Source organism: Microbacterium sp. ER1, assembly GCF_023383675.1.
Taxonomy (GTDB): domain Bacteria; phylum Actinomycetota; class Actinomycetes; order Actinomycetales; family Microbacteriaceae; genus Microbacterium.
In genome coordinates this window covers 19,044-43,341 of record NZ_QCXO01000023.1, presented here as the reverse complement: position 1 = coordinate 43,341, position 24,298 = coordinate 19,044, and the positions used below count along the sequence as shown (strand labels likewise).

The following is a 24,298-nucleotide window of genomic DNA, read 5'->3' as shown; positions in this document are numbered from 1 at the left end:
ATTAAGTCCCTCCCACCCGCCGGGCACGCCCGTTTCTGATCCCGCCCCCTCTGGCCCGCGAAGGTCCTCGCGTGCGAGTGCGGTTACGCCCCTCCCACCCGCCGGGGGCGCCCCTTTTCGACCCCGCACCGTGGGGGCCGGACCCGCGCGCACCGCGCGGGCCGGATGTTCCTGTCTGGAGAGTGCAAAACCGGCCCTCCCGCAGCCCGCCAGGGCCCCATTTCGATCCCGCACGCGACGCGGCCGACCAAGGCCGATCCGGGCCGTGAATGCCTCGGGCTCGCGCACCCGTCCGGCACCGGGTGCGAGTGCGAAAACGGGCCTCCGCGGAGTGCGGGAGGGGCGAAAGCCGTCCCGCACGCTTCAGGGGCCGCGGAACCTACGCGGGGTCGCCGCCGAGGGGGCCGACGGGCTCGAGAGGCTTCGGGTCGTCGGCACCCGTCTTCCGCGCGCGGGCGATGAGGTTGCCGAGGTGGTAGATGAGCAGCGCCGCGACCGTCCCGAGCACGATCCCGCCGAAGGCGAAGTCGCCGAGCTGCATCGTGAACCCGGCGATGCCGATCACGAGGGAAACCGCCGCGGTGTACTGGTTGACGGGACGCGAGAAGTCGACGCGGCTGTCCACCCAGATCTTGATGCCGATGATGCCGATGAGGCCGTAGAGCGCCGTCGTCGCCCCGCCGAGCACGCCCGCGGGGATCGAGTTGAACACCTCTCCGACCTTGGGCGAGAACGCCAGGAGGATCGCGAACAGACCCGCCACCCAGTACACGGCGGTGGAGTACACGCGGGTCGCGGCCATGACGCCGATGTTCTCCCCGTAGGTCGTGGTGCCCGAGCCGCCGAAGCCGCCGGCGATGGTCGTGGCGACACCGTCGGCGATGAGGGCGCGACCGGTGTGGCGGTTGATCGCGGGGTCTTCGGTCATGGTCGCGACGCCGCGCACGTGACCGACGTTCTCCGCGATGAGCACGAGCACGACGGGCAGGAACATCGCGATGGTCGACCAGGTCCCCGGCTCGACGAAGTCCGGGAACTGGAAGTGCGGGAGGCCGATCCAGGGGGCGTCCGCGATGAGCTCCGCCGGGGTCTTGTCGCCACGGAGCGGGTTGGGCACCTCGAACGAGCCGTTGAACGCGGCCCAGATGAAGCCGACGGCGACGCCGAGGAAGATCGAGATGCGGCCGAGGAAGCCCCGGAAGAGCACCGCGAAGAGGATGATCGCGACGAGGGTGATCGTGGCGGTCACGGGGTCGAGCGCGAAATTGCTCCAGGCGGTGGGGGCGAGGTTGAAGCCGATGAGCGCGACGATGGCGCCGGCGACGACCGGGGGCATCAGGGCATCGACCCAGCGGAGGCCGACGAACTGCACGACGAGACCGACGACCGCGAGGAGCACGCCCACCGCGACCACGCCCGCGAGGGCCGAGCCGGTGCCGCCCGCCGCGACGGCCGCGGTGATGGGGGCGATGAAGGCGAACGAGGAGCCGAGGTAGCTCGGCAGCTGGTTCTTCGTGATGAGGAGGAAGAGCAGCGTGCCGATGCCGCTGAAGAGCAGCGTGGTCGACACGGGGAAGCCGGTGAGCGTCGGCACGAGGAACGTGGCGCCGAACATGGCGACGACGTGCTGGGCGCCGATGGCGATGGTCGCGGGCCAGGACAGACGTTCCTCGGGGGTGACGACGGCGCCGGGCTCGACGGTGCGGCCGTTTCCGTGCAGCTTCCACAAAGCCATGCGGGCTCCTCAGGGTTCGGGATCGGGGGCGGAGTGCTGGAGCAACACTACCGATTCCTGAGTTTTCCCTGTGCGCCCGGAGGCGGCGGGGAGCGCGGCGTCAGGCTCCGAGGCGGTCGATGAGCTCGCGGTAGCGGGCGGCCGTCCGGGCCACGACCTCCTCGGGTAGCACGGGGGGCTCGCCCTGCTTGTCCCAGTTCGCCGCGAGCCAGTCGCGCACGATCTGCTTGTCGAAGCTTGCCATCCGCTCCGCCGGGGTCGACCCCGTGCGCCAGGCCTCGGCGTCCCAGTACCGGGAGGAGTCGCTCGTGAGGACCTCGTCGGCGAGGCGGAGGGTGCCGTCGGCGTCGGTCCCGAACTCGAACTTCGTGTCGGCGAGGATGAGGCCCTTCTCCTCGGCGATGGCCGCGGCCCGGCGGTAGATCGCGAGCGAGGCGTCGCGGAGCTCGGCCGCCCGGTCCGCTCCGACGAGCTCGACGACCCGGTCGAACGTGATGTTCTCGTCGTGTTCGCCCATCGGCGCCTTGTAGGCCGGGGTGAACAGCGGCTCGGGCAGGCGGTCGCCGTTCTGCAGCCCTTCCGGCAGGGCGATGCCGCACACGGTGCCGTGCTCCTGGTACTCGGCCCAGCCGGAGCCGGTGATGTACCCGCGCACGACGCACTCGATCGGCAGCATCTCGAGCGACTGGGCGAGCATGGCGCGATCGGCCACCTCCTCCGGCAGGTCGCCGTCCGTGAGGTGGTTCGGCACGTCGAGCTGGGCGAACCACCAGCGGCTGAGGCGCGTCAGCAGGGCGCCCTTGTCGGTGATGCCGGGGGAGAGCACGACGTCGAAGGCGCTCACCCGGTCGGACGCGACGACGAGGATGCGGGTGTCGGCCGGGTCCTCCGAGGCGTAGAGGTCGCGGACCTTTCCGGAGTAGAGGTGTCGCCACCCGGGGATGGCCTGCGCGTTTCCTGCGGACGGTGTGCTCACCCGCCCATTATCCCGGTGATGCGTGTTCTTCCGCGCCGAGACCCCGCGTTCGCGTCGAGACCCCGGGGTGTGCGCGTCGCGACCCCGGGGTCTCGGCGGAAAACCGGGGTCTCGGCGGAGGAAGGGCGGGTGTATAGTCCATGTGGACTATTCGACGGGGCGACAGAGCAGGGGACAGGGGGGAGAGGCGTGGGGAAGAGCAGGGATGTGGTGGCGGGACTCACGCCGCTCGGGGTGATGGTGCTCGCGCTGCTCCGCGAGAGCGACATGCACCCGTACGAGATGGTGCGCCTGCTCCGCGCGCGTCACGACGACCGGCTCATCACCGTCACCAACGGCACGCTGTACCACACGGTCGCCCGGCTCCAGCGGGCCGGTCTGCTCGACGAGGTCGGCACGGATCGCGAGGGCAACCGACCGGAGCGGACGACCTACACCCTCACCGACGCCGGCCGGGAGGCGGTGGTCGCGTGGGTGCGTCGTGCCCTCCCGCGCATCGACCGCGAGACCGACGCCCGCGTCGCGCTCGCCGAGTCGCACAACCTCGACCGCGACGACGCCGTCGCGCTGCTGCAGGAGCGACGGGAGGCCCTCGTCGCCTCGTACGCGCTGCACCACGACGGCCTCGCCGCCGCCCGCACCAAAGGGGTCCCGCCGCAGGTCCTCGTCGAGATCGAACGGCAGGAGGCGCTGCTCGACGCCGAGCTCCGCTGGCTCGACACCCTCCTCACCCGCCTCGACGGCGACGAGCTCCGCTGGGGCCCCGACGCCTTCGACGACACCGACCGCTACCGCGCCCAGCGAAAGGCTGCACAGCAATGACCGATTCCCGCCAGACCTCGGGGCCCGAGACGGGGCCCTTCGCCGCCGGTCACGCGCCGAAGAGCCCGTGGCCCGCGCTCTGGGCGCTCGTCATCGGATTCTTCATGATCCTCGTCGACACCACGATCGTGTCCGTCGCGAACCCGGCGATCAAGGCCGCCCTCGACCCCGACACGAACAACCTCGACAACGTCGTGTGGGTCACCAGCGCCTACCTCCTCGCCTACGCCGTGCCGCTGCTCATCACCGGACGACTCGGCGACCGCTTCGGCCCGAAGAACATCTACCTCATCGGACTCGCGGTCTTCACCCTCGCCTCGCTCTGGTGCGGACTGTCGACGACGCTCGAGGGCCTGATCGCGGCCCGCGCGGTGCAGGGGCTCGGCGCCGCGTTCATGACGCCGCAGACCATGGCCGTCATCACCCGCACCTTCCCGCCGAACCGCCGCGGCGCGGCGATGGGCCTGTGGGGTGCCACGGCCGGCGTCGCCACGCTCGTCGGCCCCCTCGCGGGCGGTCTGCTCGTCGACGGCTTCGGGTGGGAGTGGATCTTCTTCGTCAACCTCCCCGTCGGCGTCGTCGCCTTCGTGCTCGCCTGGATCCTCGTGCCGAAGCTGAAGACCCACCCGCACCGGTTCGACCTCGTCGGCGTCGTGCTCAGCGCGGTCGCGCTCTTCCTCATCGTCTTCGGACTGCAGGAGGGCGAGAAGTACGACTGGGGAACCATCGCGGGACCGATCTCGGTCTGGTTTCTCATCATCGCCGGCGTCGTGGTGCTCGCGCTCTTCATCGTGCAGCAGGCGCGTACCCGCAGCGAACCTCTCGTGCCCCTCGCCCTCTTCCGCGACCGGAACTTCTCCGGCGCGAACGTGGCGATCGCGGCGGTCGGCTTCACGGTCACGAGCATGTCGCTGCCGATGATGTTCTTCCTGCAGACCGCGCGCGGGCTCACCCCGACCGAGGCCGCGATGCTGCTCATCCCGATGGCCGTGCTGTCGGGCGTGCTCGCCCCGGTCGCCGGCAAGATCCTGGACCGCGTCGACCCGCGCATCATCCTCGTCCCCGGTCTCCTCTGCGTCGCGGGCGCCCTGGTCTGGTACTCGGCCCTGACCACGATGGACACCCCGATCCTGATGTTCCTGCTGCCGTCCGCGCTCATGGGCATCGGCAATGCGGGCATGTGGGGGCCGCTGGCGACCACGGCCACGCGCAAGCTGCCGCCGCGACAGGCCGGTGCCGGCGCGGGCATCTACAACACCACCCGCACCATCGGCTCGGTCATCGGCTCCGCCTCGATCGCCGCGTTCATGCAGTCACGGCTGGAGGCGAACCTCCCCGGTCTGGCCGACGCTCCGGCCGGCACGGGCAGCGGCGCACTGCCGCCGCAGGTCGCCGAGGGCTTCGCGGCCGGCATGTCCCAGACCCTGCTGCTGCCCGCCGGTGTGATCCTCATCGCGCTGGTCGCCTCGCTGTTCCTCCGCGGGCAGGATCGGAAGGACGAGGCCGTCGCCGCGACCCCTCCGGCGTGACCGCGATGACCCCGACACGCCGGTATCCACGCGGGTTCCGGCGCTGTTCGGGGTCGCGCCGAGATTCCGGTGCGCGGGAGGAGCGGGGTTAGGGTGGATGGTCGGCGGCCGCCGGGTCGCCCTTCCGAACCCCGAGGAGCACTCGACGTGAGCCGCCACCCATCCTCTCCGCCGAGCCGTCTGCGGCGGTTCGGCCGCACCGCCGGCGCGACCGCTCTCGCCGCACTCGCCGCCGCCGGGGCGCTGCTTGCCGGAGCCGCGCCCGCCACCGCGGCCGACGACGGCGAGACCTACGTCATCGGCACCGACACGACCTTCGCGCCGTTCGAGTTCACGAACGAGTCCGGCGACCTGGTCGGCATCGACATGGACCTCCTGCGCGCGATCGCGGAGGACCAGGGCTTCGAGGTCGAGATCCGCCAGCTCGGCTTCGACGCCGCGGTGCAGGCGCTGCAGTCGAACCAGGTCGACGCCGTCATGGCCGGGATGTCGATCACCGAGGAGCGCCAGCAGACCTTCGACTTCAGCGACCCGTACTTCACCAGCGGCGTGCAGCTCGGGGTGCTCGAGTCCAGCGACATCGAGTCCCTCGACGACCTCGACGGCAAGACCGTCGCGGTGAAGACCGGCACCCAGGGGCAGACCTTCGCCGAGGAGAACGCCGACGAGTACGGCTTCCGGATCACGCCCTACCAGGACACGACCGACATGGTCGATGCGGTGAAGGCCGGACAGGCCGTCGGCTACTTCGAGGACTTCCCCGTGCTCGCCTACGGCATCCAGCAGGGGTCGGGCTTCCGTCTCGTCGGCGAGCCCGCGCTCGGCGGCGAGTACGGCTTCGCGGTGAACAAGGGCGAGAACGCCGAGCTCCTGGAGATGTTCAACGCCGGCCTCGCCAACCTGCAGGACTCCGGCGAGTACGACGAGATCGTGGACACCTACCTCGCGACGGGTGACGACGCGCAGGAGGCGCAGCCCACCGACATCATCTCGGTCGCGGTGAAGTACTGGCCGGCCCTCATGCAGGGTCTGTGGCTCACCATCCTCGCCACGATCGTCGCGGTGATCGCGGCGTTCATCCTCGGGATCATCTTCGGCTTCGGACGCCTGTCGAAGTTCGCGCCGTTCCGCTGGATCGCGACGGCCTACGTCTACGTCTTCCGCGGGACCCCGATCCTGATCCAGGCGTTCTTCGTGTTCTTCGCCATCCCGCAGCTGATCCCCGACCTGAAGTTCGACCCGTTCGTGGCCGGTGCGATCACCCTGTCGCTGAACACCGGTGCGTACATGACGGAGATCATCCGCGGCGGCATCCAGGCCGTCGACCCCGGTCAGGCGGAGGCGTCGCGCTCGCTCGGCCTCAGCCACTGGAAGACGATGCGCAAGGTCGTGCTGCCGCAGGCGTTCCGGATCATGATCCCGTCGTTCGTGAACCAGGGCATCATCACGCTGAAGGACACCTCGCTCATCAGCGTCATCGGTCTCGCCGAGCTGACGTTCGTCTCGCGCCAGATCATCGCCTCGACGTATCTCTCGGCACAGGTGCTGACGATCGTCGCCATCATCTACTTCGTCGTGATCACGCTCCTGACGCTGCTCGCGAACCGCCTGGAGAGGAAGGCCAACGCATGAGCAAGATCGAGGTCAGGGACCTGCACAAGTCGTTCGGCGACAACGAAGTGCTCAAGGGCATCGACCTCACGGTCGAGGACGGTGAGGTCATCGCCGTGATCGGCCCCTCCGGCTCCGGCAAGTCGACGCTGCTGCGCTGCCTCAACAAGCTCGAGGAGCCGACGTCGGGGCAGGTGATCATCGACGGGGTCGACCTCACCGACAAGAGCGTGAAGCTGGACGAGGTGCGCCAGCGCATCGGCATGGTGTTCCAGCACTTCAACCTGTTCCCGCACATGACCGTGCTGGAGAACATCACGCTCGCCCCGGTCGAGCTCGGCCGCATGACGAAGGTCGAGGCCCGCGACCGCGCCCGCTCGCTGCTCGAGCGCGTCGGCCTGTCGGAGAAGGCGGACGCGAAGCCCGCGTCGCTCTCCGGCGGTCAGAAGCAGCGCGTGGCCATCGCCCGTGCACTCGCGATGGACCCGGAGATCATGCTGTTCGACGAGGCCACCAGCGCTCTCGACCCGGAGATGGTCGGCGAGGTGCTGCAGGTCATCCGCGACCTCGCCGAGGGCGGCATGACCATGGTGCTCGTGACTCACGAGATGGGCTTCGCGCGCGAGGTGTCCGACCGCACGGTCTTCATGGACGGCGGAGTCGTGGTCGAGGAGGGGACTCCCGCCGACCTGTTCGGCGCCCCCAAGAACGAGCGCCTCCAGGACTTCCTGTCCAAGGTCCTCTGACCCCGTTCGAGTCGCGCAAATGGCTGCATCCCCGGTCGGGATGCAGCCATTTGCGCTACTTCAACGGGGACGGTCGCCGACGAATCGTCGCACTGACGAGAGCGGCGACGCCGCACAGGCCCGCGGCGGCGAACCAGGCCGCGGTGTAGTGGCCGGTGTGGTCCCGTACGAGCCCCGCGAGGACGGACGCGATGCCGGCGCCGATCTGGTGCGCCGCGAACACCCATCCGAAGACCAGGGGTCCGCGGTCGCGGAAGACCTCCCGGCAGAGGGCGATCGTCGGCGGCACCGTCGCGACCCAGTCCAGGCCGTAGATCACGATGAACACCACGATGCTCGGCTGCACCTCCGCCGAGAGCAGGCTCGGCAGGAACACCAGGCTCATGCCGCGGAGGGCGTAGTAGGCGGCGAGCAGGATGCGCGGATTCACCCGGTCGGTCAGCCATCCGGAGAACACGGTGCCGAGGATGTCGAACACGCCGACGACCGCGAGCAGGCCGGCGGCCGTCGTCGTCGGCATCCCATGGTCATGGGCGCTCGGGATGAAGTGCGTGCCGATCAGGCCGTTCGTCGTGGCGCCGCAGATAGCGAAACCGGCGGCCAGAGCCCAGAACGTCCGCGTGCGGGCGGCATCACGGAGCGTCGTCAGCGCGAGTCGAGCGGCACCCCACGCCGTCCCGCGGGGGCGCGGAGCGGAGGCGATGGGCTCCGCGCTCTCGCCATAGCGTGCGTCGCCGAGGTCGCTCGGGCGGTTGCGGAGGAAGATCCAGACGAGGGGCACCACGGCGAGCGCGCCGCCCGCGATGACGAGCGAGGCTCCGCGCCAGCCGATGTCCTCCGCCGCGGCCGCGATCACCGGGAGGAAGATGAGCTGTCCCGTCGCGCTGCCGGCGGTGAGCACGCCCGAGACCAGCCCGCGCCGGGTGGCGAACCACGTGTCGGTGATGGTGGCCGCGAACACCAGAGCCATCGATCCCGTCCCGAGGCCGATCAGCACGCCCCACGTGAGGATGAGCTGGCCCGGTATCGCGACGAAGACGCTGAGCGCGGCCCCGGCGCCGATCACGAACAGCGCGACGACCGTCACCGCGCGGATGCCGAACCGTTGCATCAGCGCCGCGGCGAAAGGAGCGATCAGGCCGTAGAGCAGGAGGTTGACGGAGACGGCGAGGGAGAGCTCGGCCGTGGTCCAGCCGAACTCCTCCTCGAGCGGGACCATGAGCACCCCAGGGGCGGCGCGGAATCCCGCGGCGCCGATGAGGGCGATGAGGGCGACGAGGGCGACCGTCCACGCGGGGTGGAGGCGGCGACGGGTCTCGGCGGGGCGGTCGACGGACTCGGCGGTCATGCGGCGTGTCCGCCGTGCAGGGCGAAGGGCTCGCCGCCCATGCTCCGTCGCGCCCAGAGAGTGCTGTCGGCGTCGAGGGGAGCGGCGCACCGGGAGCACCAGTCCGCGGACTCGGCGGCGGTCCCGCACCGGGCACAGGACACGACCAGTCCCCACGGGCCCTCGGGGTCGGTGCGGCGGGAGAACCGTGCGTACGCATGCAGGATGGGCAGCGTCTCCTCGCCGGCTGCGGTGAGCCGGTACCCCTTCCGCCCTTCGCCGCGGTCGTCCCGGGTCACGAGTCCGGCCTCCGTCATCAGGGCGAGCCGACGTGCCAGGACCGAGTCCGCGGCGCCGGAGGCGTCTCGCAGCTCGTCGAACCGGGTGCGGCCCGAGAAGAGCTCTCGCAGGATGAGGAGAACCCACGGGTCGGCGATCACATCGGCGGCGCGGGCGATCGGGCAGGACGCGGAGGACCAGTCGGAGCGGAGCGGCATCCTGCTACTTTCTTGAAGAAAGTGAGGCTTGTCAAGCATCCGCTTCGAATCGCCCAAATGGCTGCATTCCCGGTCGGGATGCAGCCATTTGCGCTACTTCAACGGGGACGGTCGCCGAGCAGTGGGTCAGTCAGCGACGCGGGCAGCGATGTCGGTGCGGTGGTGGGAGCCCTCGAGGCGGATGCGGCCGAGGGCGTCGTAGGCGCGGTCGCGGGCGGTGCGGAAGTCCGGGGCCACGGCGACCACGTTCAGGACACGGCCACCCGTCGCGATGAGCGAACCCCCCGGGGCGTCGGGGCTCGCGGTCGCGGCGTGCACCAGGCGGACCCCCTCCACGGCGGCGGCCTCGTCCAGACCCTCGATCGGGCGCCCGGTCTGCGGCGCCTCCGGGTACCCCTCGCTCGCCAGGACCACGGTGATCGCGACCTCATCGCGGAACACGGGCTCCGGCTGGTCCTCGAGCGTGCCGGAGGCGGCGGCGAAGAGGAGCTGGGACAGCGGGGTCTCCAGTCGCGGCAGCACCACCTGGGTCTCCGGGTCGCCGAAGCGCGCGTTGAACTCGATCACGCGCACGCCCTGCGGGGTGAGGATGAGCCCGGCGTAGAGGAGGCCGATGAACGGGGTCCCCTCCGCGTCGAGCTGCCGGACGACCGGGAGGGCGACGTCGCGGGTGACCTCTTCCACGAACGCCTGCTCGCTGCCGAACTGCTCCGCGAGCCAGGGCAGCGGCGAGTACGCCCCCATGCCGCCGGTGTTGGGGCCGGCGTCGCCGTCGAGGGCCCGCTTGAAGTCCTGTGCCGGGCTGAGCGCGCGCACGGTGTCGCCGTCGCTGAGGAAGAACAGCGAGACCTCGGGGCCGGACAGGAACTCCTCGACGAGGACGGGACCGGCCGGGAGGTACTGCTCCGCGTGGGCCAGGGCCTCGGCGCGGTCGGAGGTGACGATGACGCCCTTGCCCGCAGCGAGCCCATCGGCCTTGACGACGTAGGGGGCGCCGAGGTCGTCGAACGCGGCCTCGACCTCGGCGACAGTGGCGGCGCGGACCGCGCGGCCCGTCGGCACGCCGGCGGCGTCCATGACGCGCTTGGCGAAGGCTTTGGAGCCCTCGAGCTGCGCGGCGGCCTTGCCCGGCCCGAAGACGGGGATGCCGCGGCCGCGGAGCTCGTCCGCGACGCCCGCCACGAGAGGGGCCTCCGGGCCGATGACGACGAGGTCGACCGCGTGCTCGTTCGCGAAGGCCGTGACCGCGGCGCCGTCGAGCGGGTCGAGGGCGACGGGTGTCGCGTCCTGCGCGATGCCGGCGTTGCCGGGGGCGACGAGGATCTCGTGCGCGGGGGACTCGGCGCGCAGCGCCAGGATGATCGCGTGCTCACGGGCACCGGAACCGAGGACGAGGATCTTCACCCGTCCAGCCTATCGAGGCGCGTGCGCGGGGTTTCGGTGGGTCCCGGTCAGAGCTCGATGGGACGCTCGTCCGCCGTGTCCCAGGGCACGGTCCAGCCGGTGGCGTCGAACAGGGCGTCGAGCACCATGGCGGTGAAGCCCCACACGATCGTGCCGTCGACGTCGAACGCGGGCCCGCGGAACGTGCGCCCGGCACGGGACAGGGTCGAGGTGAAGCGGGTCGCCGGGTCGAGGAGCTGCGCGACGGGGACGCGGAACACCTCGACGGTCTCCGCGTGGTCGACGGCGACGACGCGCGACGGCGACTGCCACCAGGCGAGCACCGGGGTGACGAGGTGGTTGCTCGCGGCGAGGGGGATCACGGGGAGCGTGGCGAGCACCTCGACTCCCGCGGGATCGAGGCCGGTCTCCTCCTCGGCCTCGCGCAGCGCCGTGGCGACCGCGTCGGCATCGGCCGCTTCGGCGCGCCCGCCGGGGAAGGAGACCTGGCCCGGATGCGAGGAGAGGGTCGGGGCGCGACGCTGCAGCAGGACGTCGAGGTCGCGCGCGACGGCCGCATCGACGGTCGGTGCGGGGATGCGATCGAGGACGCCGAAGAGCATGAGCACCGAGGCGTCATGGGCGCGGCCCGGATCCGCGAGCGGAGGGATCGGCACGCTCCAGGAGTGGTCGGCCGCGGCGGCGAGCAGCTCGGCGCGGGCGCCCTGGGGATGCATGCTCATGCCATCGAGCTTATGACCGGGACCGCCGCGGCGGATCTAGGGTGGGGGGATGGCCAGGAAGATCGACATCGTCGAGGGACGCGCGGCGCTCGGTGCCGTGCGCGACGCCGAGGCCGCGGGGACGAAGGCGGCGCGGCCGGAGCTCGCCACCGCGGTGCGCTACCTGCTGCAGCTGCTCGACGAGAAGGCGCCGGGCAACAGCGTCGAGGTGCGCGTCCCGCCGTTCGGAGCCGTGCAGGTGATCCAAGGGCCGCGGCATACCCGTGGGACTCCGCCGAACGTGGTGGAGATGGACGCCGCCACCTGGATCGCGGTCGCCACCGGCACGGAGGCATGGGCGGACGCCGCGACGGCCGGGCGCATCCACGCCTCGGGCACGCGTGCGGATCTCACCGGAGTCCTCCCGCTGCGCCCCTAGCGCCGGGCCACGACGAGCGGTACCCCGGTGTGCGGGTGCGGGAACACATCGACGGGCTGCCCGTAGACCTCCTCGATCCGTGCGGCCGTGAGGACCTCGGCCGGCGTGCCGGTGGCGGAGACCCGACCGCCCGCGAGCAGAGTGACGCGGTCGGCGTGCGCGAGAGCGGCGTTGAGGTCGTGCAGCACGACCGCGACCGCGACCCCGGCCTCCGCCCGGCTCCGGATCACCCGCATGACGTCTTCGTGATGCTTCAGGTCCAGGGCCGCCGTCGGCTCGTCGAGCAGCAGGATCCCGGTGTCCTGGGCGAGCACGCGGGCCAGCGCCACCCGCGCGCGCTCACCGCCGGAGAGCGAGGAGACGGAGCGCTCCCGCAGCGCCCTGACCTCGGTCGTCGCCATCGCCGCCGCCACGGCGCTGCCGTCCTCCTCGGCGGCCGGGCTCCGCGCCCACGGCGTGCGTCCCATCCGCACGACCTGCTCGACCGTGAAGGGGAAGGTGACGGCGTTCTCCTGCAGCAGCACGGCGCGTTGCCGGGCGAGGTCGCGGGGACGGACACCCGCGACCGGACGGCCGTCGAGGAGGACGGTGCCGGACACCGGAGCGAGGTCCCCCGCGAGCACGCCGAACAGGGTGGACTTGCCCGCGCCGTTCGGCCCGACGAGGGCGTGCACCTCGCCGGCGTGGATGGAGATGGCCGCGTCGTCGAGGATGGTGCGTCCGTCCCCGACCCGCACCGTGAGCCCCTGGCCCCGCAGGCGCGGGCTCACGCCCATCCTCCCGACCGCCGCCGCGTCCGCACGAGGAGCCAGAGGAAGAACGGGCCGCCCACGAGGGACGTGATCATGCCGATGGGGAGGTCCGCGAGCGGCACCGCCGTGCGTGCCACGAGGTCGGCGGCCGCGATGAGGAGCGCGCCGCCGAGGGCGGAGGCGATCACGAGCGGGAGGTGTGCGGGGCCGATCAGCATGCGCATCAGGTGGGGCACGACGAGGCCCGCGAACCCGATGATCCCCGCGAAGGCGACCGCGGCGCAGACGAGCAGTGCCACCGTGACGATCACGACCATCCGCAGCAGCTCGACCGGCACGCCCAGATGCCGGGCGGTGCGCTCGCCGAGGGCGAAGAGATCCAGACCCGGCGCCACGATCAGGGCGACGACGATCCCGATCGCAACGAGCGGCGCGACGAGCTGGATGTTCGACCAGAGGGCGCCGTTCAGCGAGCCGAGCTGCCAGAACACGATCTGCTCGCGCGTCGAGGTCGTACCGAGGAACGTGAGGAAGGCCATGCCGGCGCCGGCGATGGCGTTGATCGCGATGCCGGTGAGCAGCAGCGTGACCACTTCGGTGCGACCGCCGGAGCGGCTCAGGAGGTAGACGGAGAAGACGGCCGCGAGACCCCCGAGGAAGGCGAAGGCGGGCGTGGTCCACATGCCGAAGGTGGCCAGGCCGAACGTGATGCTGGCTGCCGCTCCGAGCGCCGCGCCGGAGGAGACGCCGACGACGCCGGCGTCCGCGAGAGGGTTGCCGAAGATGGCCTGCATGAGCACGCCGGAGACCGCGAGCGCGGCGCCGACGAGCAGGCCGAGGACCAGTCGGGGGAGGCGGAGGTTGTAGATCACGCCGTCGTCGGTCGCCGCGGCCGGAGTCCCGGCGGTGTCGATGCCGAGGCCGCGTAGGAGGACGTCCAGGAGCGCGGTCGGCGACAGGTCGTACTGCCCGCTGGTGATCGACGCGACGCCCGTGACGAGAAGGCCGATGACGAGGGCGATGACGACCGTCGCGAAGCGCAGTCCCCGATGCCGGGTCGGCGTCGGGGTGACGACCTCGCCGGTCACGAGGCGGGTTCCGGCGCGTACAGGGCCCGCGCGAGGGCGCTGATCACGTCGGCCGACCGGGGGCCGAAGCTGAGGATCTCGGCGTCCGCCATGTCGATCACGCGGCGATGCGCTCCTGCGGGGGTCTCGGCGATGGCGGGGATGCGTTCGATGAGCCCGTCGACGCCGCCCACCGATTCCAACCCGTCCGTCATCATCACGAGCACGTCGGGCTGCGCGGCGACGAGTGCTTCCGCGGTCATCGGCTTCATGCCCTCCCAGCCGATCTCCTCCGCGACGTCGACACCGCCGACCGCATCGATGAGGGAGTCCGCCCCGGAGTCCTCGCCGAAGATGTAGTACACGTTGGCGCTCCCGCGTACGTACAGGAAGAGCATGCGTGCGCGGTCCGCCGCGGCGGACGGGGTGACGTCGGCGATCTCCACGATGGCGGCGTCGAGCTCGGCGTCGAGGCGGGCGCTGAGCGCCGCGCCGCGCGTCGGGACGCCGAGGGCCGTGGCGATCTCCGTCACGAGCGCGTCGGTGGTGTCGATCCGGCGGTCGCTGGAGATGACGACGACCGCGATGCCCGCATCCCGGAGCTGCTGGCGGACCTCCTTCGGGCCGATCGTGGTGTCGGTGAGCACGACGGTCGGGGCCAGTTCGAGGATGGCCTCCGGGTTGAGCGTGTGCCCGGTCTTGGTGACGACCGGGAGATCCTCGGTGCCGGGGAACTGCGTGGACGCGTCACGTCCGACGACCTGATCGCCGAGCCCGAGCGCGAACACCGTGGCGGCGATCGTGCCGGAGATGTCGATCGGGAGGATGCGATCGACGTCCGTGATCTCGACCTCGCGGCCTTCGCTGTCGGTCACGGTGACCGGGAGCGCCGGGGCGGTGTCGTCATCGACGGGCGCGACCGCGTGACTCGCGAGGCACGCGGTCGAGGGGCCCGTCGCTGCGCGCACGTCGGCGACCAGGTCCAGATCGGCGAGAGGAGTCGAGGCCTGCGGGCAGCCGTCGTCGACAGGGGGTGCTGCCGACCCGGGGCCGGAGTCCGACCCGGCGCACGCGGCCAGTCCGAGGGCCAGCGCGGCGGCGAGAAGCAGGGCAGGAGCGCGTTGCATTAGGCAAGGCTATCCTAAAACTTGACGCCCTCACTGGCACCCCTCTACGCTCGGGATCGGCGGCTTGCTTAGCCAAGCCTAACCAAAGTCCACCCTCGCCCGACTGCCGTGCGGTGCCGCAGGGGCGCGCGATCGATCGCGCCCCGCGCGCCGCGGAGAACCGTGAACGCCACAGCACATACGCCCTCAGCGAGCACACGCCTGCGTGTCCTGCTCGCCGCCCTCGTCTCCTTCGTCCTCGTCGCCGCCGGGGCGATGGTCAGCCCACCGGCCCATGCGGCTGCGGCGACCGTCACCGCGGCGGTGTCATCCGCCGACACCAGCGGCCTCACCGTGCAGGTGCGGGCCGAGGGCCTGCCCGACGTGACGGGCGTCTATGCCGCACTGATCGTGTCGGGCACCGAGAGCGGCATCTCCGCCGGTGGTGGCTACGCCGCGTTCGCGCTGCCCTTCCCGAGCGTGCAGCAGGGGGCCGCGTCCTTCACGCTGCAGGCGCCCGTGGCGTCCCTGGACCGGACGAAGACGTACGAGGTGCTCGTCTGGCAGCAGCACACCGCGCCGACAGCCGCCACGATCTACGGCCGCGGCGACGTCACGGTGACGTCTGCGCAGTGGGACACGGTCTTCGGAACGACGCCCGTCGAGCCGGGTGAGACGGAGCCGGGTGAGACGGAGCCGGGAGAGACGACTCCCGGCGAGACGGAGCCCGGGGAGACCGAGCCCGGGGAGACCGAGCCCGGGGAGACGGAGCCCGGGGAGACGGAGCCCGGGGAGACGGCCCCGGGCGAGACCGAGCCGGCGCCCGCCGAAGCCGCCATCGAGGTGTTCCTCGCCGACGGCACGACGCCCGCTGCGGGCGCTCGCCTCCAGGCCGGCGACGAGATCGTCGTCAAGGGCACCGGATACGACCCGACCGCGAACGTCGGCGGACGCGGCGTCCCGATCCCGTCGAACCTGCCCCAGGGCGCCTATGTGGTCTTCGGCAACTTCGCCGCGACGTGGCAGCCCTCGCAGGGGGCGCCGTCCTCGGCGCGTTCGGTCGGTGCTCAGGCCTGGGCGCTCGCCGAGGATGTGCTGACCCAGGTCCCGACGCAGTACCAGGGTGCGATCCGCGCACAGTGGGTGGACATCTCGCCCGACGGCTCGTTCCAGGTCACGCTCACGCTCAAGGACACCCCGGCGACGCCCGGCTCCTACGGCGTGTACACCTACCCGGCAGGCGGTGTCGTCAACGCCGACCAGGAGCGCAGCGTCGCTCTGGACTACCGCATCGCCTCGGGGCTGACGACCACCGTGACCGCGGCGACGGCCGAGGACGGCCTCACGGTCACGGCCGCGGCGACGAAGCTCGGTGCCGTCTCCGGTGCCTACGCCGCGCTGATCGAGAAGGGTACGGAAGCCGACGTCACCGCCGGAGGCGGCTTCCTCGCGATGCAGTACGTGCGCGGCATCACCGGCGGCGGCTTCAGCGTCGACCTGACCGCGGCGGCGAGTGCTCTGGACCGCTCGAAGACGTACGAGGTGATCGTGTGGCAGCAGCACACGATGCCGACCGCGGACACCATCTACGCGCGCTCCACCGTCACGGTCACCGACGCGCAGTGGAACGCCTTGCTGCCCTCCTCCGGACCGTCGGTCACGACCGTCGTCACCGGCGCCACCGCCGCGGACGGGCTCACGGTGAAGGTCACTGCCGCCGAGCTCGGCGCGGTCACCGGCGCCTACGTGGCGCTCATCGAGGCGGGGACGGAGTCCGAGGTGACCGCCGGCGGCGGCTTCCTCGCCATGCAGTACGTCCGGAACATCGGCTTCGGAGTCTTCGCCGTCGACCTGAACGCGGCGGCGAAGAACCTCGACCGGACGAAGACATACGAGGCGATCGTGTGGCAGCAGCACACGATGCCGACCGCCGACACCATCTACGCGCGCGCAGCGGTCACGATCACCGACGCGCAGTGGCGCGCACTGCTCGGCGAGAAGCCGACCGAGCCGAAGCCCCCGGTCACGCCGAAGCCCCCGGTGACGCCGGCGAAGCCGGCCGCGACCGTCCCCGGCGGGTCGCTGCGCTGGGCCATCTCGTCCTCGTTCACGAACTACATCACCGGCCCGATCGCCCAGGGCGCGATCGCCGTGTCCGGTGGCGCCACCCGGTCCGGCGGCCAGTTCCAGTTCGGGCAGACCGTGGGCGGCGACTTCGACGCGGCTTCCGGACGCGGCAGTGTCGTCTACCGCGGTGCCGTGCGCTTCACCGGCCACCACGGGGTGCTCGACGTCACGGTCGCCGATCCGATGATCCGGATCACCTCGGCGTCCTCCGCCACGCTGTTCGTGACGAGCGGGGGTGCGCAGGTGCCGTTCGCGACCCTCGACCTCTCCCGCGCCGTCCGCACGGCGGCCGGTGGCGCCGTTACCTACACGGCGGCACCCGCCGCCCTCACGGATGCCGGACGCGACCGCGTCCTCTCGGGGTACGGCACCACGCTCAACCCCGTCTCGTTCACGATCGGCTCCGTCGCCGCCGCTCCGTCGGGTACGACGGGAACGGTCGCGGCGGCCGCGGTCGTCCCGAAGGCCACGCTCCCGACGACCGCGCCGACGGCGGCCGGCATCGAGGTCGACGAGGAGAACCTCGCCGCGCTCGCCGCCGGGAAGACGGCCACGGTCTCCGCCTCCGGCTTCCGTGCGAACGAGGAGGGCATCAAGGTGGTCGTGTACTCGACCCCGGTGCTGCTCGGCACGGTGACGGCCGACGCGGCGGGCGTCGCGACGTGGTCGGGTGCCCTCCCGGCCACACTCGCGGACGGCGAGCACACGCTCACCTTCCAGGGCTCGGTCGATCGCGGTCTCGCGTTCACGCTCGCCAGAGCGACCACGGAGATCGGCGTGTGCACGGTCGAGGGGGCGACCCTGCACTGGGGCTACAAGGAGTCGTTCCGCACGTACATCGAGGGCATCGCGCGGGGCGGCTGGACGCTCACCGACGTGGCCTACGAGTACCCCGCCTTCGTGTGGTCGAACGGCACCGGTTCGCTGGACGACGCGGCGGGCTCGGGCCTGGTCACCTACGGCGGCAGCATCACCTTCACGGGCCACGATGGGGCGCTGAACACGACGCTGGCGAACGCGCGGGTCGAGCTCACGGGCGACACCGGCTACCTCGTGTTCGACGTGACCGGAACCACGCAGGCCGGAGAAGCCGTGGCGCAAGAGGGCGTGCGTCTCGCCGAGTTCGCCCTCGCGGACGCCGCCGTCGTCGACGGCGCGCTGACCCTCGATGCGGTTCCCACGACGCTGACCGCGGCCGGTGCCTCCGCGTTCGGCACGTATGAGGCGGGCGAGGAGCTCGACCCGGTGTCCGCCGTGATCCCGGTCGACGGCGCCTGCGGCACTCCCGCCGAGGAGGAGTCCGAGCCGGAGGCCGAGGCGGACGCGGCGGTGACCGCGATCAGCGCGCCGGTCGCCACCGAGGAAGCTCCGGTGTGGCCCTGGATCGTGGGCGGTCTGGTGGTCGTGGCGCTGGCCGCGACGGGCGGGGTGCTGATCGTGCGGCGCACCCGGAGGGGGGAGCCGGCCGAGACGACGACCGAGGTCTGAGTCCGGCGGCTACCGGAACCGCCCTCCCCGGTGATCGGGGAGGGCGGTTCCGTGTGCGGCTGCGTACGCCCGCAGAGGGTGGGACAATGGAGGCATGCCCTCCCACGACACCCACCAGACCGTCGAAGCGACCGTGCGCCGCGTACCGCGGTACGGCGTGCTCATGGGCATCGGGGTCGTGCTGGGCATCATCGCCGCCGGCATCCTGACCATGGTCGGCAGCTTCGAGCAGTCGCAGGCGCTCGACGTCGTCTACCCGCCTGGTCAGGTCTTCGGCTTCCTGCTGCTGTGGACCGTGCCGATCGGGCTGGCGCTGGGTGGCGTCGCCGGTCTCGTTCTCGAGCGGATCGCCCGTCGCCATGACCGCGTCGTGAGGGTCGACCGGGAGACCGTCATCGACGAGGACGACACGACGACCGACCGCGCCTAGGCGAGCTCGGCGATCACCGGACGGATGGCGGAGTCGAACGCCACGACGTCCCGGCGGAGCCCATCGGTCACCGCGACCGTGAGGTCGCCGATCCACCAGATCCCGCGCTGCGACAGCGGCAGCACCTGCACGTTCAGCTCGAACGAGTGCGCGCGGCGTCCGATATCGCGTTCGAACTCCGCGATCGCGCTCGCGTACGCCCGATAGGCGTCTCCGCCCGTGTGGCTCTTCATCGACCCGACGTATCGGTCGTGCGCGGCGTTGGCATACCGGAGCGCAGTGCCGGCATGCGGACGGATCGCGGTCGAGAGCGCTTCGGCGCCGGTCGCCGGGAGGGCCACCAGGGTGTCGAAACCGTCGATCAGCTCGAGCGGGACGCCGGAGTGGTGGGCCCGCGGCTCCACGGTCATGTCCCAGTAGCCCTGCCACTGCGTCTCGACCTCGGGGGAGGCGTCCGGAGCATCGGGCGCGCGCACGGACAGGTCGCGGAGGGACGGCAGATCGAGGGGCGCCCTGATGCCCAGCAGCTGGCGCAGGGCGAGCGCGACGAGCACGGGGACGCTCGCGTCTTCGCGGATGAGCCACTGCGGCTTGTCGGCCATGGCCCCCATCGTAGGCGGGTGCGGCAGCCGTGCGGAGTCCCGGCACGGTAATGCCCACTGCGAGCCGCGTCAACCCTCGCTGTGATCGCCGCACCCGGGGGTAAACCTGCTCACACGTCGGCGGCCGTCGGCGGGAGTCGAGAGGAAGAACGATGTCGCAGAGCAATGCAGAAGGTGCCGCGGGCAGCGGTACGACCGAGTCTCCGGGCGCCGTCCGGACCGCCGCGCATGAGGCCGCGGGTGTCGCCGACACGGCGAAGGGCCAGGCCGCGGACGTCGTCGAGACGGCGAAGGCCGAAGCGGGGGCGGTCGCCCACGAGGCCAAGGATCAGGTGCGAGACCTGTACCACCAGACCAAGACGGAGTTGTCGGAGCAGGCGGCGGTGCAGCAGCGCCGCGTCGCGGAGGGACTCCGGTCCGTGGGCGGGGAGCTGGGCACGATGGCGGAGCGTTCCGACGGCGGTGTCGCCGCCGACCTCGTGCGCCAGGCGTCGACGCGCATCCAGGGCATCGCCGGCTGGATCGGCGACCGCGACCCCGGTTCGCTGCTCACCGAGGTGAAGTCCTACGCACGGGCGAAGCCCGGCACGTTCATCGCCGTGGCCGCACTCGCCGGTCTCGTCGCCGGCCGGCTGACCAGGGCGCTCTCCGAGGGTGCGGCGGAGTCCGCCTCGTCCGGCGCGGCATCGGGCTCCGGTTCCCCGTCGGTGGCGGGAGCGGCGGCACCCGCGGTCCCGCCGCGTCCCGTCGTCGCCCCGGCGACCACGCCCGGCGCCGTCCCCGGCAGCGCGGGCGCCGCGGGAGTGGTCGGAGGCGCGGGCACCGCAGAGAACACCACTCTCGGTGAGCCGCCGCTGCCCACCGACGGCACCGTGCCCGGAGCGCCGGACGGCATGAGCGGGATCGATGCCGGCACCGCCCCGTGGGGCGTCACGCCGCACGGCGAGACGGTCGACGACGGGGACACCCCGCTCTACGACCGCACCGACGCCGCCACCCGCGGATCCGACGAAGAGGGGCGACCATGACCGACGCCACTCCCACGCCCTCGGAGCAGAAGGCCGAGACCACGTCACTCGGCGATCTGCTCAGCGAGGTCACCACCGATCTGTCGACCCTCATGCGGCAGGAGCTGGAGCTCGCCAAGGCCGAGCTCAAGCAGTCCGCCACGCGCGCGGGCCGGGGGGCGGGGATGCTCGGCGGAGCGGGATACGGCGCACTCATGGCCGTGTTCTTCCTGTCGGTCGCCCTCTGGTGGGCCCTCGGAGCATATGTCACCGGCCTCGGCTGGTCGGCCGTGATCGTCGCCGTCATCTGGGCGGTGATCGCCCTCGTCCTGTTCGTGATGGGACGCAAGCAGTTGAAGAGCATCGAAGGGGCTCCGCGCACCGTGGACAGCCTCAAGCGCATCCCTGATGCGGTGAAGAGGAATGAGGAGAACAAATGAGCGATTCACCCGAAGCGATCCGCGCCGACATCGAGCGGACCCGAGCGGAGTTCGGCAGGGATGTCGACGCCCTCGCCGACAAGGTCACCCCCTCGAAGGTCGTGCACCGGCAGACGCAGAAGATGAAGGGCGCCGTGCGCTCGGCGGTCGACCGCGTCATGGGCGCCGCCGAGGACGCCGGGGACCGACTGGGGGATGCCTCCTCCTCGGTCGCCGACGCCGGACGGCACACCGTGGCCAAGGCGCAGGGCAATCCGCTGGCGGTGGGGCTCATGGCCTTCGCTGCGGGGCTCGTCGTGGCCGCCGTCATCCCCGCCTCCTCGAAGGAGAAGGAACTGGCCGAGGACATCAAGGAGAAGGCGCAGCCTCTCGTCGACGAGGCGACCGACGTCGCCAAGACCATCGGCCAGGATCTCAAGGAGCCGGCGCAGGAGGCCTTCGCCGCCGTCAAGGACGAGGCCGCCGGTGCCGCCGCCCACGTCCGTGACGACGCGACCCACGCGGTCGACGAGGTCAAGAGCAGTGCGCAGGACGCCCGCGACAACGTCGCCGGCGGGAACTGATGCCCGCGCACCCGCCACATGAAGGGCCCGGTCCGATCCGTCGGACCGGGCCCTTCGCGTGCCGAGGGCCGGGTCAGGTCTCGATGCCGGTGCGTCCCGGTGCGGAGTGTGCGCGGGTCCGGACGCGCCGGCTGAGCAGGACCCCCGCCGCGAGGGCCAGCACCGCCCCGGCGGCGAGTCCGATCAGGCCGCCGGCGTCGCCGCCGGTGGCCGCGAGGCCCCGGGAGGGGGGAGCGGGCGGCGTCGCGGGAGCCGAGGGGGAGGGCGGCTCGACCGTGGTCGGCGGCGTGGTCGGGGACGGCGGGGAGAGCGTGGTCGGGTTGCGCAGCTCGACGGTCACGACGGAATCCGCGCTGATCGTGAGCTGTGCGCCTCCGTCGGTCGCGGTCACCCCGTCGCCGGTGAACTGCGGGCTTCCCCACACGACACCGGGCACGGCCTCCGCGGTGTGCTCGGACAGCGTCACGACCGCGCCCACCGGGATCTGCGCGACGTCGCGCGCGGTGCCGTCCGCGGGCAGCATGAGCGTTCCGGTCACCGCACCGTCCGCGGTGGGGTAGGAGTAGTCGACGGCGAACGTCGCATCGGCCGGGACGAGGGATGCTCCCTCGCCGACGATTCGTTTCGCGACCGAGAACCCGCCGCGCCCGTCCCCTTCGCCGTCGCCGCCCGCCACGCTCGCGGTCACGGTCGCCGTGGTGGTGGTGACGCTCGATCCGGAGACGGTGTTCGCGAACACCTGGCCGTTGTGCGCATCCGCCGGCAGCTCGGTCTGATACGACAGCCGATACAGGCGGTCGGCCTGCGCCGGCGCCGTGAGCTCCACGGTGAACGACGAGCCGGCGTCGCCCGGCGTGAGGACGAAGTCCGACCCCGCTGAGAGCGGGTGGAAGTCCGCCGGGTCGAACAGGCCGCCTGCCCACGCGTCGGTCGCGACCGAGCCGATCGCCACGGTGTCGGGCAGCAGGTTCAGTCCCGGGGTCGCGGTGTCCGTGAGGGTCGGGCGTTCTCCACCGAGCAGTCGTCCGGGGACCCAGATGTACCACTCGATCGTCCCGTCGGTCGTCTGCACGCCCGACTTGGTCGCATCCGTCGGCACCGGCTCCGGGCGCTGGGGGCCCACGCCGCCGCCGGGGATCTCCACGGTGATCGGACCACCGTCCCCGGTGGTGAACGTCACGGTGTCCTCCTCGGTGGTCTCCTCCGCCTTCATCTGGAAGAACAGGGTGCCGTGGACGTTGTCATGCGTGAGGACGTAGTCGCTCAGCGTGCAGGCGATGGCGGTCGCCGCGACGGTGCAGGTGCCGACGGTCGCGCCGGCGGGGTCCCGCAGGGGGAACGTCGCAGCCACCCGGACGAAGCGGGGCGTCGTGGGAAAGGCGAGCGAGAAGGTGTCCCCCGGTTGCGCGCTGTCCGGAACGGCCCAGGTGGCCTCGAGTCGGAGGGTGTCGTACAGGTGGATGTCGCCTGTCGGTTCCACCACCGTCACCGCCGTGATGGCATCCAGCTCCGCCGCCTGCGCCGTCGGCGGAACCGCGAGTCCGACCAGGGCCAGGAGGGCGACGGCGCTGCTCGCCACGCCCCGGCTTCGCCTGCGTCGTCGCTCCGTTCTCTTCTTCTGTATGCGCACAGTCCACCTCTCCTGTTCTTTCCGGGACACCCGGTCGTCGAGCCCGCACGATTCGCCGACAGACTCTCACATGCGCGGATGATTACGCTACATATGAGGACGTTTCGGTATCGCTCGATCCGCCCCGCGCTCGAAGCGGGCCGCGAGCCGACGGGGCGCCCGCGGGCGGTAGGCTGTTCGAGTGGCTGCCTCCCCCACCAACCCCTATTCCGAAGCCGGCGTCGACACCGCGGCGGGTGACCTCGCCGTCGAACTGATGAAGTCGTCCGTGCGCGCGACGCACGGCCCCGAGGTGCTCGGCGGTGTCGGCGGTTTCGCCGGTCTGTTCAACGCCAGCGCCCTGCGCGACTTCCGGCGTCCGCTGCTCGCGACCAGCACCGACGGCGTCGGCACCAAGGTCGCCATCGCGCAGGCCATCGACAAGCACGACACGATCGGCCAGGACCTGGTCGGCATGGTCGTCGACGACATCGTCGTGGTGGGCGCGAAGCCCCTGTTCATGACCGACTACATCGCCTGCGGCAAGGTCGTCCCCCAGCGGATCGCCGACATCGTGCGCGGCATCGCCGAGGCGTGCGCCGCGACGGGCACCGCGCTCGTCGGCGGCGAGACGGCGGAGCACCCCGGTCTCCTGGGCCCGCGCGACTACGACGTCGCCGGCGCGGCGACGGGCGTGGTCGAGGCCGACGCCATCCTCGGCGCGGAGCGCGTGCAGGACGGCGATGCGGTCATCGCGGTGGCCTCCAGCGGCCTGCACTCCAACGGCTACTCGCTCGTGCGCCACATCATCACCCGAGCCGGGATCTCCTACGGTGACAACGCCGCAGACTTCGGGTCGACCTGGGGCGAGGCTCTGCTCGAGCCCACGCGCCTCTACACGCTGCCGCTGCTGCGCCTGATCGAGGCCTCCGGCGGGGTCCACGCGCTGAGCCACGTCACCGGCGGCGGCATCGCGGCGAACCTCGCGCGCGTGCTCCCCCAGGGAAGCTGGGTCGAGGTCGACCGCAGCACCTGGTCGCCGAGCCCGGTGTTCCGCGTACTGAGCGACATCGCCGGTTCCACGCTGGAATCCGCCGAGGGCACCTGGAACCTCGGCATCGGATTCCTGGCCGTGGTGGCGGCGGACAGGACGGACGCCGCGATCGCGGCGCTGAACGCCGAGGGCATGCCCTCCTGGCAGGTCGGCACGGTGGGCTTCGGCCCGCGTCCGGCCGGCGAATTCGAACAGGGCGCCAAGGGCGTCGATGGTGGAGCAGTGCGCCTCGTCGGCGCCTACGCGGACGGAGCGAAGTAAGAGCC

At 71.7% G+C, this 24,298-nt stretch carries 22 protein-coding genes; 11 read left to right on the top strand and 11 right to left on the bottom strand.

Translation table 11 applies throughout. The features are described 5' to 3' along the window. Positions 1-379 precede the first annotated feature (379 nt). Together BV453_RS01565 and BV453_RS01560 are read right to left on the bottom strand one after the other, a co-directional pair. Positions 380-1,735, bottom strand: a complete 1,356-nt coding sequence (locus tag BV453_RS01565) for a uracil-xanthine permease family protein (protein ID WP_062766125.1) — start codon at positions 1,733-1,735, stop codon at positions 380-382. A gap of 100 nt (positions 1,736-1,835) precedes the next feature. After that, positions 1,836-2,711 carry a phosphoribosylaminoimidazolesuccinocarboxamide synthase gene (locus tag BV453_RS01560; protein ID WP_025105721.1) on the bottom strand — a complete coding sequence of 292 codons (876 nt, stop codon included), beginning with the start codon at positions 2,709-2,711 and terminating at the stop codon, positions 1,836-1,838. A gap of 189 nt (positions 2,712-2,900) precedes the next feature. Between BV453_RS01560 and BV453_RS01555 the strand changes: the two genes are divergently transcribed. From BV453_RS01555 to BV453_RS01540, 4 genes are all read left to right on the top strand, one after another. Beyond that, on the top strand, positions 2,901-3,533 hold the full coding sequence (locus BV453_RS01555; RefSeq protein WP_308195654.1) for a PadR family transcriptional regulator: 633 nt from the start codon (positions 2,901-2,903) through the stop codon (positions 3,531-3,533). After that, positions 3,530-5,062: a DHA2 family efflux MFS transporter permease subunit gene (locus BV453_RS01550; protein ID WP_249520698.1), complete on the top strand. Its 1,533-nt coding sequence runs from the start codon at positions 3,530-3,532 to the stop codon at positions 5,060-5,062. Before BV453_RS01555 ends, BV453_RS01550 begins: the two co-directional genes overlap by 4 nt. Before the next feature lie 147 nt (positions 5,063-5,209). Next, on the top strand, positions 5,210-6,694 hold the full coding sequence (locus BV453_RS01545) for an amino acid ABC transporter substrate-binding protein/permease (RefSeq protein ID WP_249520697.1): 1,485 nt from the start codon (positions 5,210-5,212) through the stop codon (positions 6,692-6,694). Beyond that, the gene (locus tag BV453_RS01540) at positions 6,691-7,419 is read left to right on the top strand and encodes an amino acid ABC transporter ATP-binding protein (RefSeq protein ID WP_249520696.1); all 729 of its coding nucleotides are present in this window, start codon (positions 6,691-6,693) and stop codon (positions 7,417-7,419) included. The genes BV453_RS01545 and BV453_RS01540 overlap by 4 nt, the downstream gene beginning before the upstream one ends. 55 nt (positions 7,420-7,474) lie before the next feature. On the opposite strand, the gene BV453_RS01535 is transcribed toward BV453_RS01540, so the two are convergent. The 4 genes from BV453_RS01535 to BV453_RS01520 form a co-directional block, all read right to left on the bottom strand. After that, positions 7,475-8,767 carry an MFS transporter gene (locus tag BV453_RS01535; protein ID WP_249520695.1) on the bottom strand — a complete coding sequence of 431 codons (1,293 nt, stop codon included), beginning with the start codon at positions 8,765-8,767 and terminating at the stop codon, positions 7,475-7,477. After that, positions 8,764-9,243, bottom strand: coding sequence for a helix-turn-helix domain-containing protein (locus BV453_RS01530; protein ID WP_161973070.1), 480 nt, complete (start codon positions 9,241-9,243; stop codon positions 8,764-8,766). The genes BV453_RS01535 and BV453_RS01530 overlap by 4 nt, the downstream gene beginning before the upstream one ends. Before the next feature lie 126 nt (positions 9,244-9,369). Further along, positions 9,370-10,647 (bottom strand): phosphoribosylamine--glycine ligase, encoded by a 1,278-nt coding sequence (gene purD, locus BV453_RS01525; protein WP_249520694.1) that lies wholly within the window; start codon positions 10,645-10,647, stop codon positions 9,370-9,372. A 47-nt stretch (positions 10,648-10,694) separates the two neighbouring features. Further along, positions 10,695-11,369, bottom strand: a complete 675-nt coding sequence (locus BV453_RS01520) for a CoA pyrophosphatase (protein ID WP_085604764.1) — start codon at positions 11,367-11,369, stop codon at positions 10,695-10,697. Between the two features lie 49 nt (positions 11,370-11,418). On the opposite strand from BV453_RS01520, the gene BV453_RS01515 reads away from it, so the two are divergent. Further along, the gene (locus tag BV453_RS01515) at positions 11,419-11,787 is read left to right on the top strand and encodes a sterol carrier family protein (protein WP_085604767.1); all 369 of its coding nucleotides are present in this window, start codon (positions 11,419-11,421) and stop codon (positions 11,785-11,787) included. Here BV453_RS01515 and BV453_RS01510 read toward each other — a convergent pair. The 3 genes from BV453_RS01510 to BV453_RS01500 are packed head-to-tail and all read right to left on the bottom strand — an operon-like array spanning position 11,784 to position 14,733. Continuing rightward, on the bottom strand, positions 11,784-12,557 hold the full coding sequence (locus BV453_RS01510) for a heme ABC transporter ATP-binding protein (protein WP_374209016.1): 774 nt from the start codon (positions 12,555-12,557) through the stop codon (positions 11,784-11,786). The two genes, BV453_RS01515 and BV453_RS01510, sit on opposite strands and share 4 nt — an antisense overlap. Further along, positions 12,554-13,627: an iron ABC transporter permease gene (locus BV453_RS01505; protein WP_085604773.1), complete on the bottom strand. Its 1,074-nt coding sequence runs from the start codon at positions 13,625-13,627 to the stop codon at positions 12,554-12,556. Before BV453_RS01505 ends, BV453_RS01510 begins: the two co-directional genes overlap by 4 nt. After that, on the bottom strand, positions 13,624-14,733 hold the full coding sequence (locus tag BV453_RS01500; RefSeq protein ID WP_085604776.1) for a hemin ABC transporter substrate-binding protein: 1,110 nt from the start codon (positions 14,731-14,733) through the stop codon (positions 13,624-13,626). The genes BV453_RS01505 and BV453_RS01500 overlap by 4 nt, the downstream gene beginning before the upstream one ends. 162 nt (positions 14,734-14,895) lie before the next feature. Here BV453_RS01500 and BV453_RS16710 point away from each other — a divergent pair, with 162 nt between their 5' ends. Continuing rightward, entirely contained in the window at positions 14,896-18,327 is a 3,432-nt protein-coding gene (locus tag BV453_RS16710) for an HtaA domain-containing protein (RefSeq protein ID WP_085604779.1), read from the top strand. 94 nt (positions 18,328-18,421) lie between these two features. Further along, positions 18,422-18,757 (top strand): hypothetical protein, encoded by a 336-nt coding sequence (locus BV453_RS01490; protein WP_085604782.1) that lies wholly within the window; start codon positions 18,422-18,424, stop codon positions 18,755-18,757. On the opposite strand, the gene BV453_RS01485 is transcribed toward BV453_RS01490, so the two are convergent. After that, the gene (locus BV453_RS01485; RefSeq protein WP_029989711.1) at positions 18,754-19,359 is read right to left on the bottom strand and encodes a hypothetical protein; all 606 of its coding nucleotides are present in this window, start codon (positions 19,357-19,359) and stop codon (positions 18,754-18,756) included. The two genes, BV453_RS01490 and BV453_RS01485, sit on opposite strands and share 4 nt — an antisense overlap. Before the next feature lie 152 nt (positions 19,360-19,511). Between BV453_RS01485 and BV453_RS01480 the strand changes: the two genes are divergently transcribed. Genes BV453_RS01480 through BV453_RS01470 form a run of 3 tightly spaced genes read left to right on the top strand, consistent with a single transcriptional unit; the run spans position 19,512 to position 21,369 of the window. Then, positions 19,512-20,387 (top strand): hypothetical protein, encoded by an 876-nt coding sequence (locus BV453_RS01480; RefSeq protein ID WP_249520693.1) that lies wholly within the window; start codon positions 19,512-19,514, stop codon positions 20,385-20,387. Continuing rightward, the gene (locus BV453_RS01475) at positions 20,384-20,806 is read left to right on the top strand and encodes a phage holin family protein (RefSeq protein ID WP_060923665.1); all 423 of its coding nucleotides are present in this window, start codon (positions 20,384-20,386) and stop codon (positions 20,804-20,806) included. Before BV453_RS01480 ends, BV453_RS01475 begins: the two co-directional genes overlap by 4 nt. Continuing rightward, entirely contained in the window at positions 20,803-21,369 is a 567-nt protein-coding gene (locus BV453_RS01470) for a DUF3618 domain-containing protein (RefSeq protein WP_249520692.1), read from the top strand. The genes BV453_RS01475 and BV453_RS01470 overlap by 4 nt, the downstream gene beginning before the upstream one ends. Positions 21,370-21,442: 73 nt before the next feature. Here BV453_RS01470 and BV453_RS01465 read toward each other — a convergent pair whose 3' ends face one another. Next, positions 21,443-22,948, bottom strand: coding sequence for a DUF5979 domain-containing protein (locus BV453_RS01465; RefSeq protein WP_249520691.1), 1,506 nt, complete (start codon positions 22,946-22,948; stop codon positions 21,443-21,445). A 232-nt stretch (positions 22,949-23,180) separates the two neighbouring features. On the opposite strand from BV453_RS01465, the gene purM reads away from it, so the two are divergent. After that, positions 23,181-24,293, top strand: coding sequence for a phosphoribosylformylglycinamidine cyclo-ligase (gene purM / locus BV453_RS01460; RefSeq protein ID WP_249520690.1), 1,113 nt, complete (start codon positions 23,181-23,183; stop codon positions 24,291-24,293). Positions 24,294-24,298 lie beyond the last annotated feature (5 nt).

Bases quoted from the DNA above. Each gene is read 5' to 3' on its own strand.
- BV453_RS01535 (WP_249520695.1), bottom strand. From the start codon at position 8,767: ATGACCGCCGAGTCCGTCGACCGCCCCGCCGAGACCCGTCGCCGCCTC.
- BV453_RS01540 (WP_249520696.1), top strand. From the start codon at position 6,691: ATGAGCAAGATCGAGGTCAGGGACCTGCACAAGTCGTTCGGCGACAAC.
- BV453_RS01550 (WP_249520698.1), top strand. From the start codon at position 3,530: ATGACCGATTCCCGCCAGACCTCGGGGCCCGAGACGGGGCCCTTCGCC.
- BV453_RS01565 (WP_062766125.1), bottom strand. From the start codon at position 1,735: ATGGCTTTGTGGAAGCTGCACGGAAACGGCCGCACCGTCGAGCCCGGC.
- BV453_RS01530 (WP_161973070.1), bottom strand. From the start codon at position 9,243: ATGCCGCTCCGCTCCGACTGGTCCTCCGCGTCCTGCCCGATCGCCCGC.
- BV453_RS01500 (WP_085604776.1), bottom strand. From the start codon at position 14,733: ATGCAACGCGCTCCTGCCCTGCTTCTCGCCGCCGCGCTGGCCCTCGGA.
- BV453_RS01470 (WP_249520692.1), top strand. From the start codon at position 20,803: ATGAGCGATTCACCCGAAGCGATCCGCGCCGACATCGAGCGGACCCGA.
- BV453_RS01490 (WP_085604782.1), top strand. From the start codon at position 18,422: ATGCCCTCCCACGACACCCACCAGACCGTCGAAGCGACCGTGCGCCGC.
- BV453_RS01520 (WP_085604764.1), bottom strand. From the start codon at position 11,369: ATGAGCATGCATCCCCAGGGCGCCCGCGCCGAGCTGCTCGCCGCCGCG.
- BV453_RS01485 (WP_029989711.1), bottom strand. From the start codon at position 19,359: ATGGCCGACAAGCCGCAGTGGCTCATCCGCGAAGACGCGAGCGTCCCC.
- BV453_RS01515 (WP_085604767.1), top strand. From the start codon at position 11,419: ATGGCCAGGAAGATCGACATCGTCGAGGGACGCGCGGCGCTCGGTGCC.
- BV453_RS01480 (WP_249520693.1), top strand. From the start codon at position 19,512: ATGTCGCAGAGCAATGCAGAAGGTGCCGCGGGCAGCGGTACGACCGAG.
- BV453_RS01475 (WP_060923665.1), top strand. From the start codon at position 20,384: ATGACCGACGCCACTCCCACGCCCTCGGAGCAGAAGGCCGAGACCACG.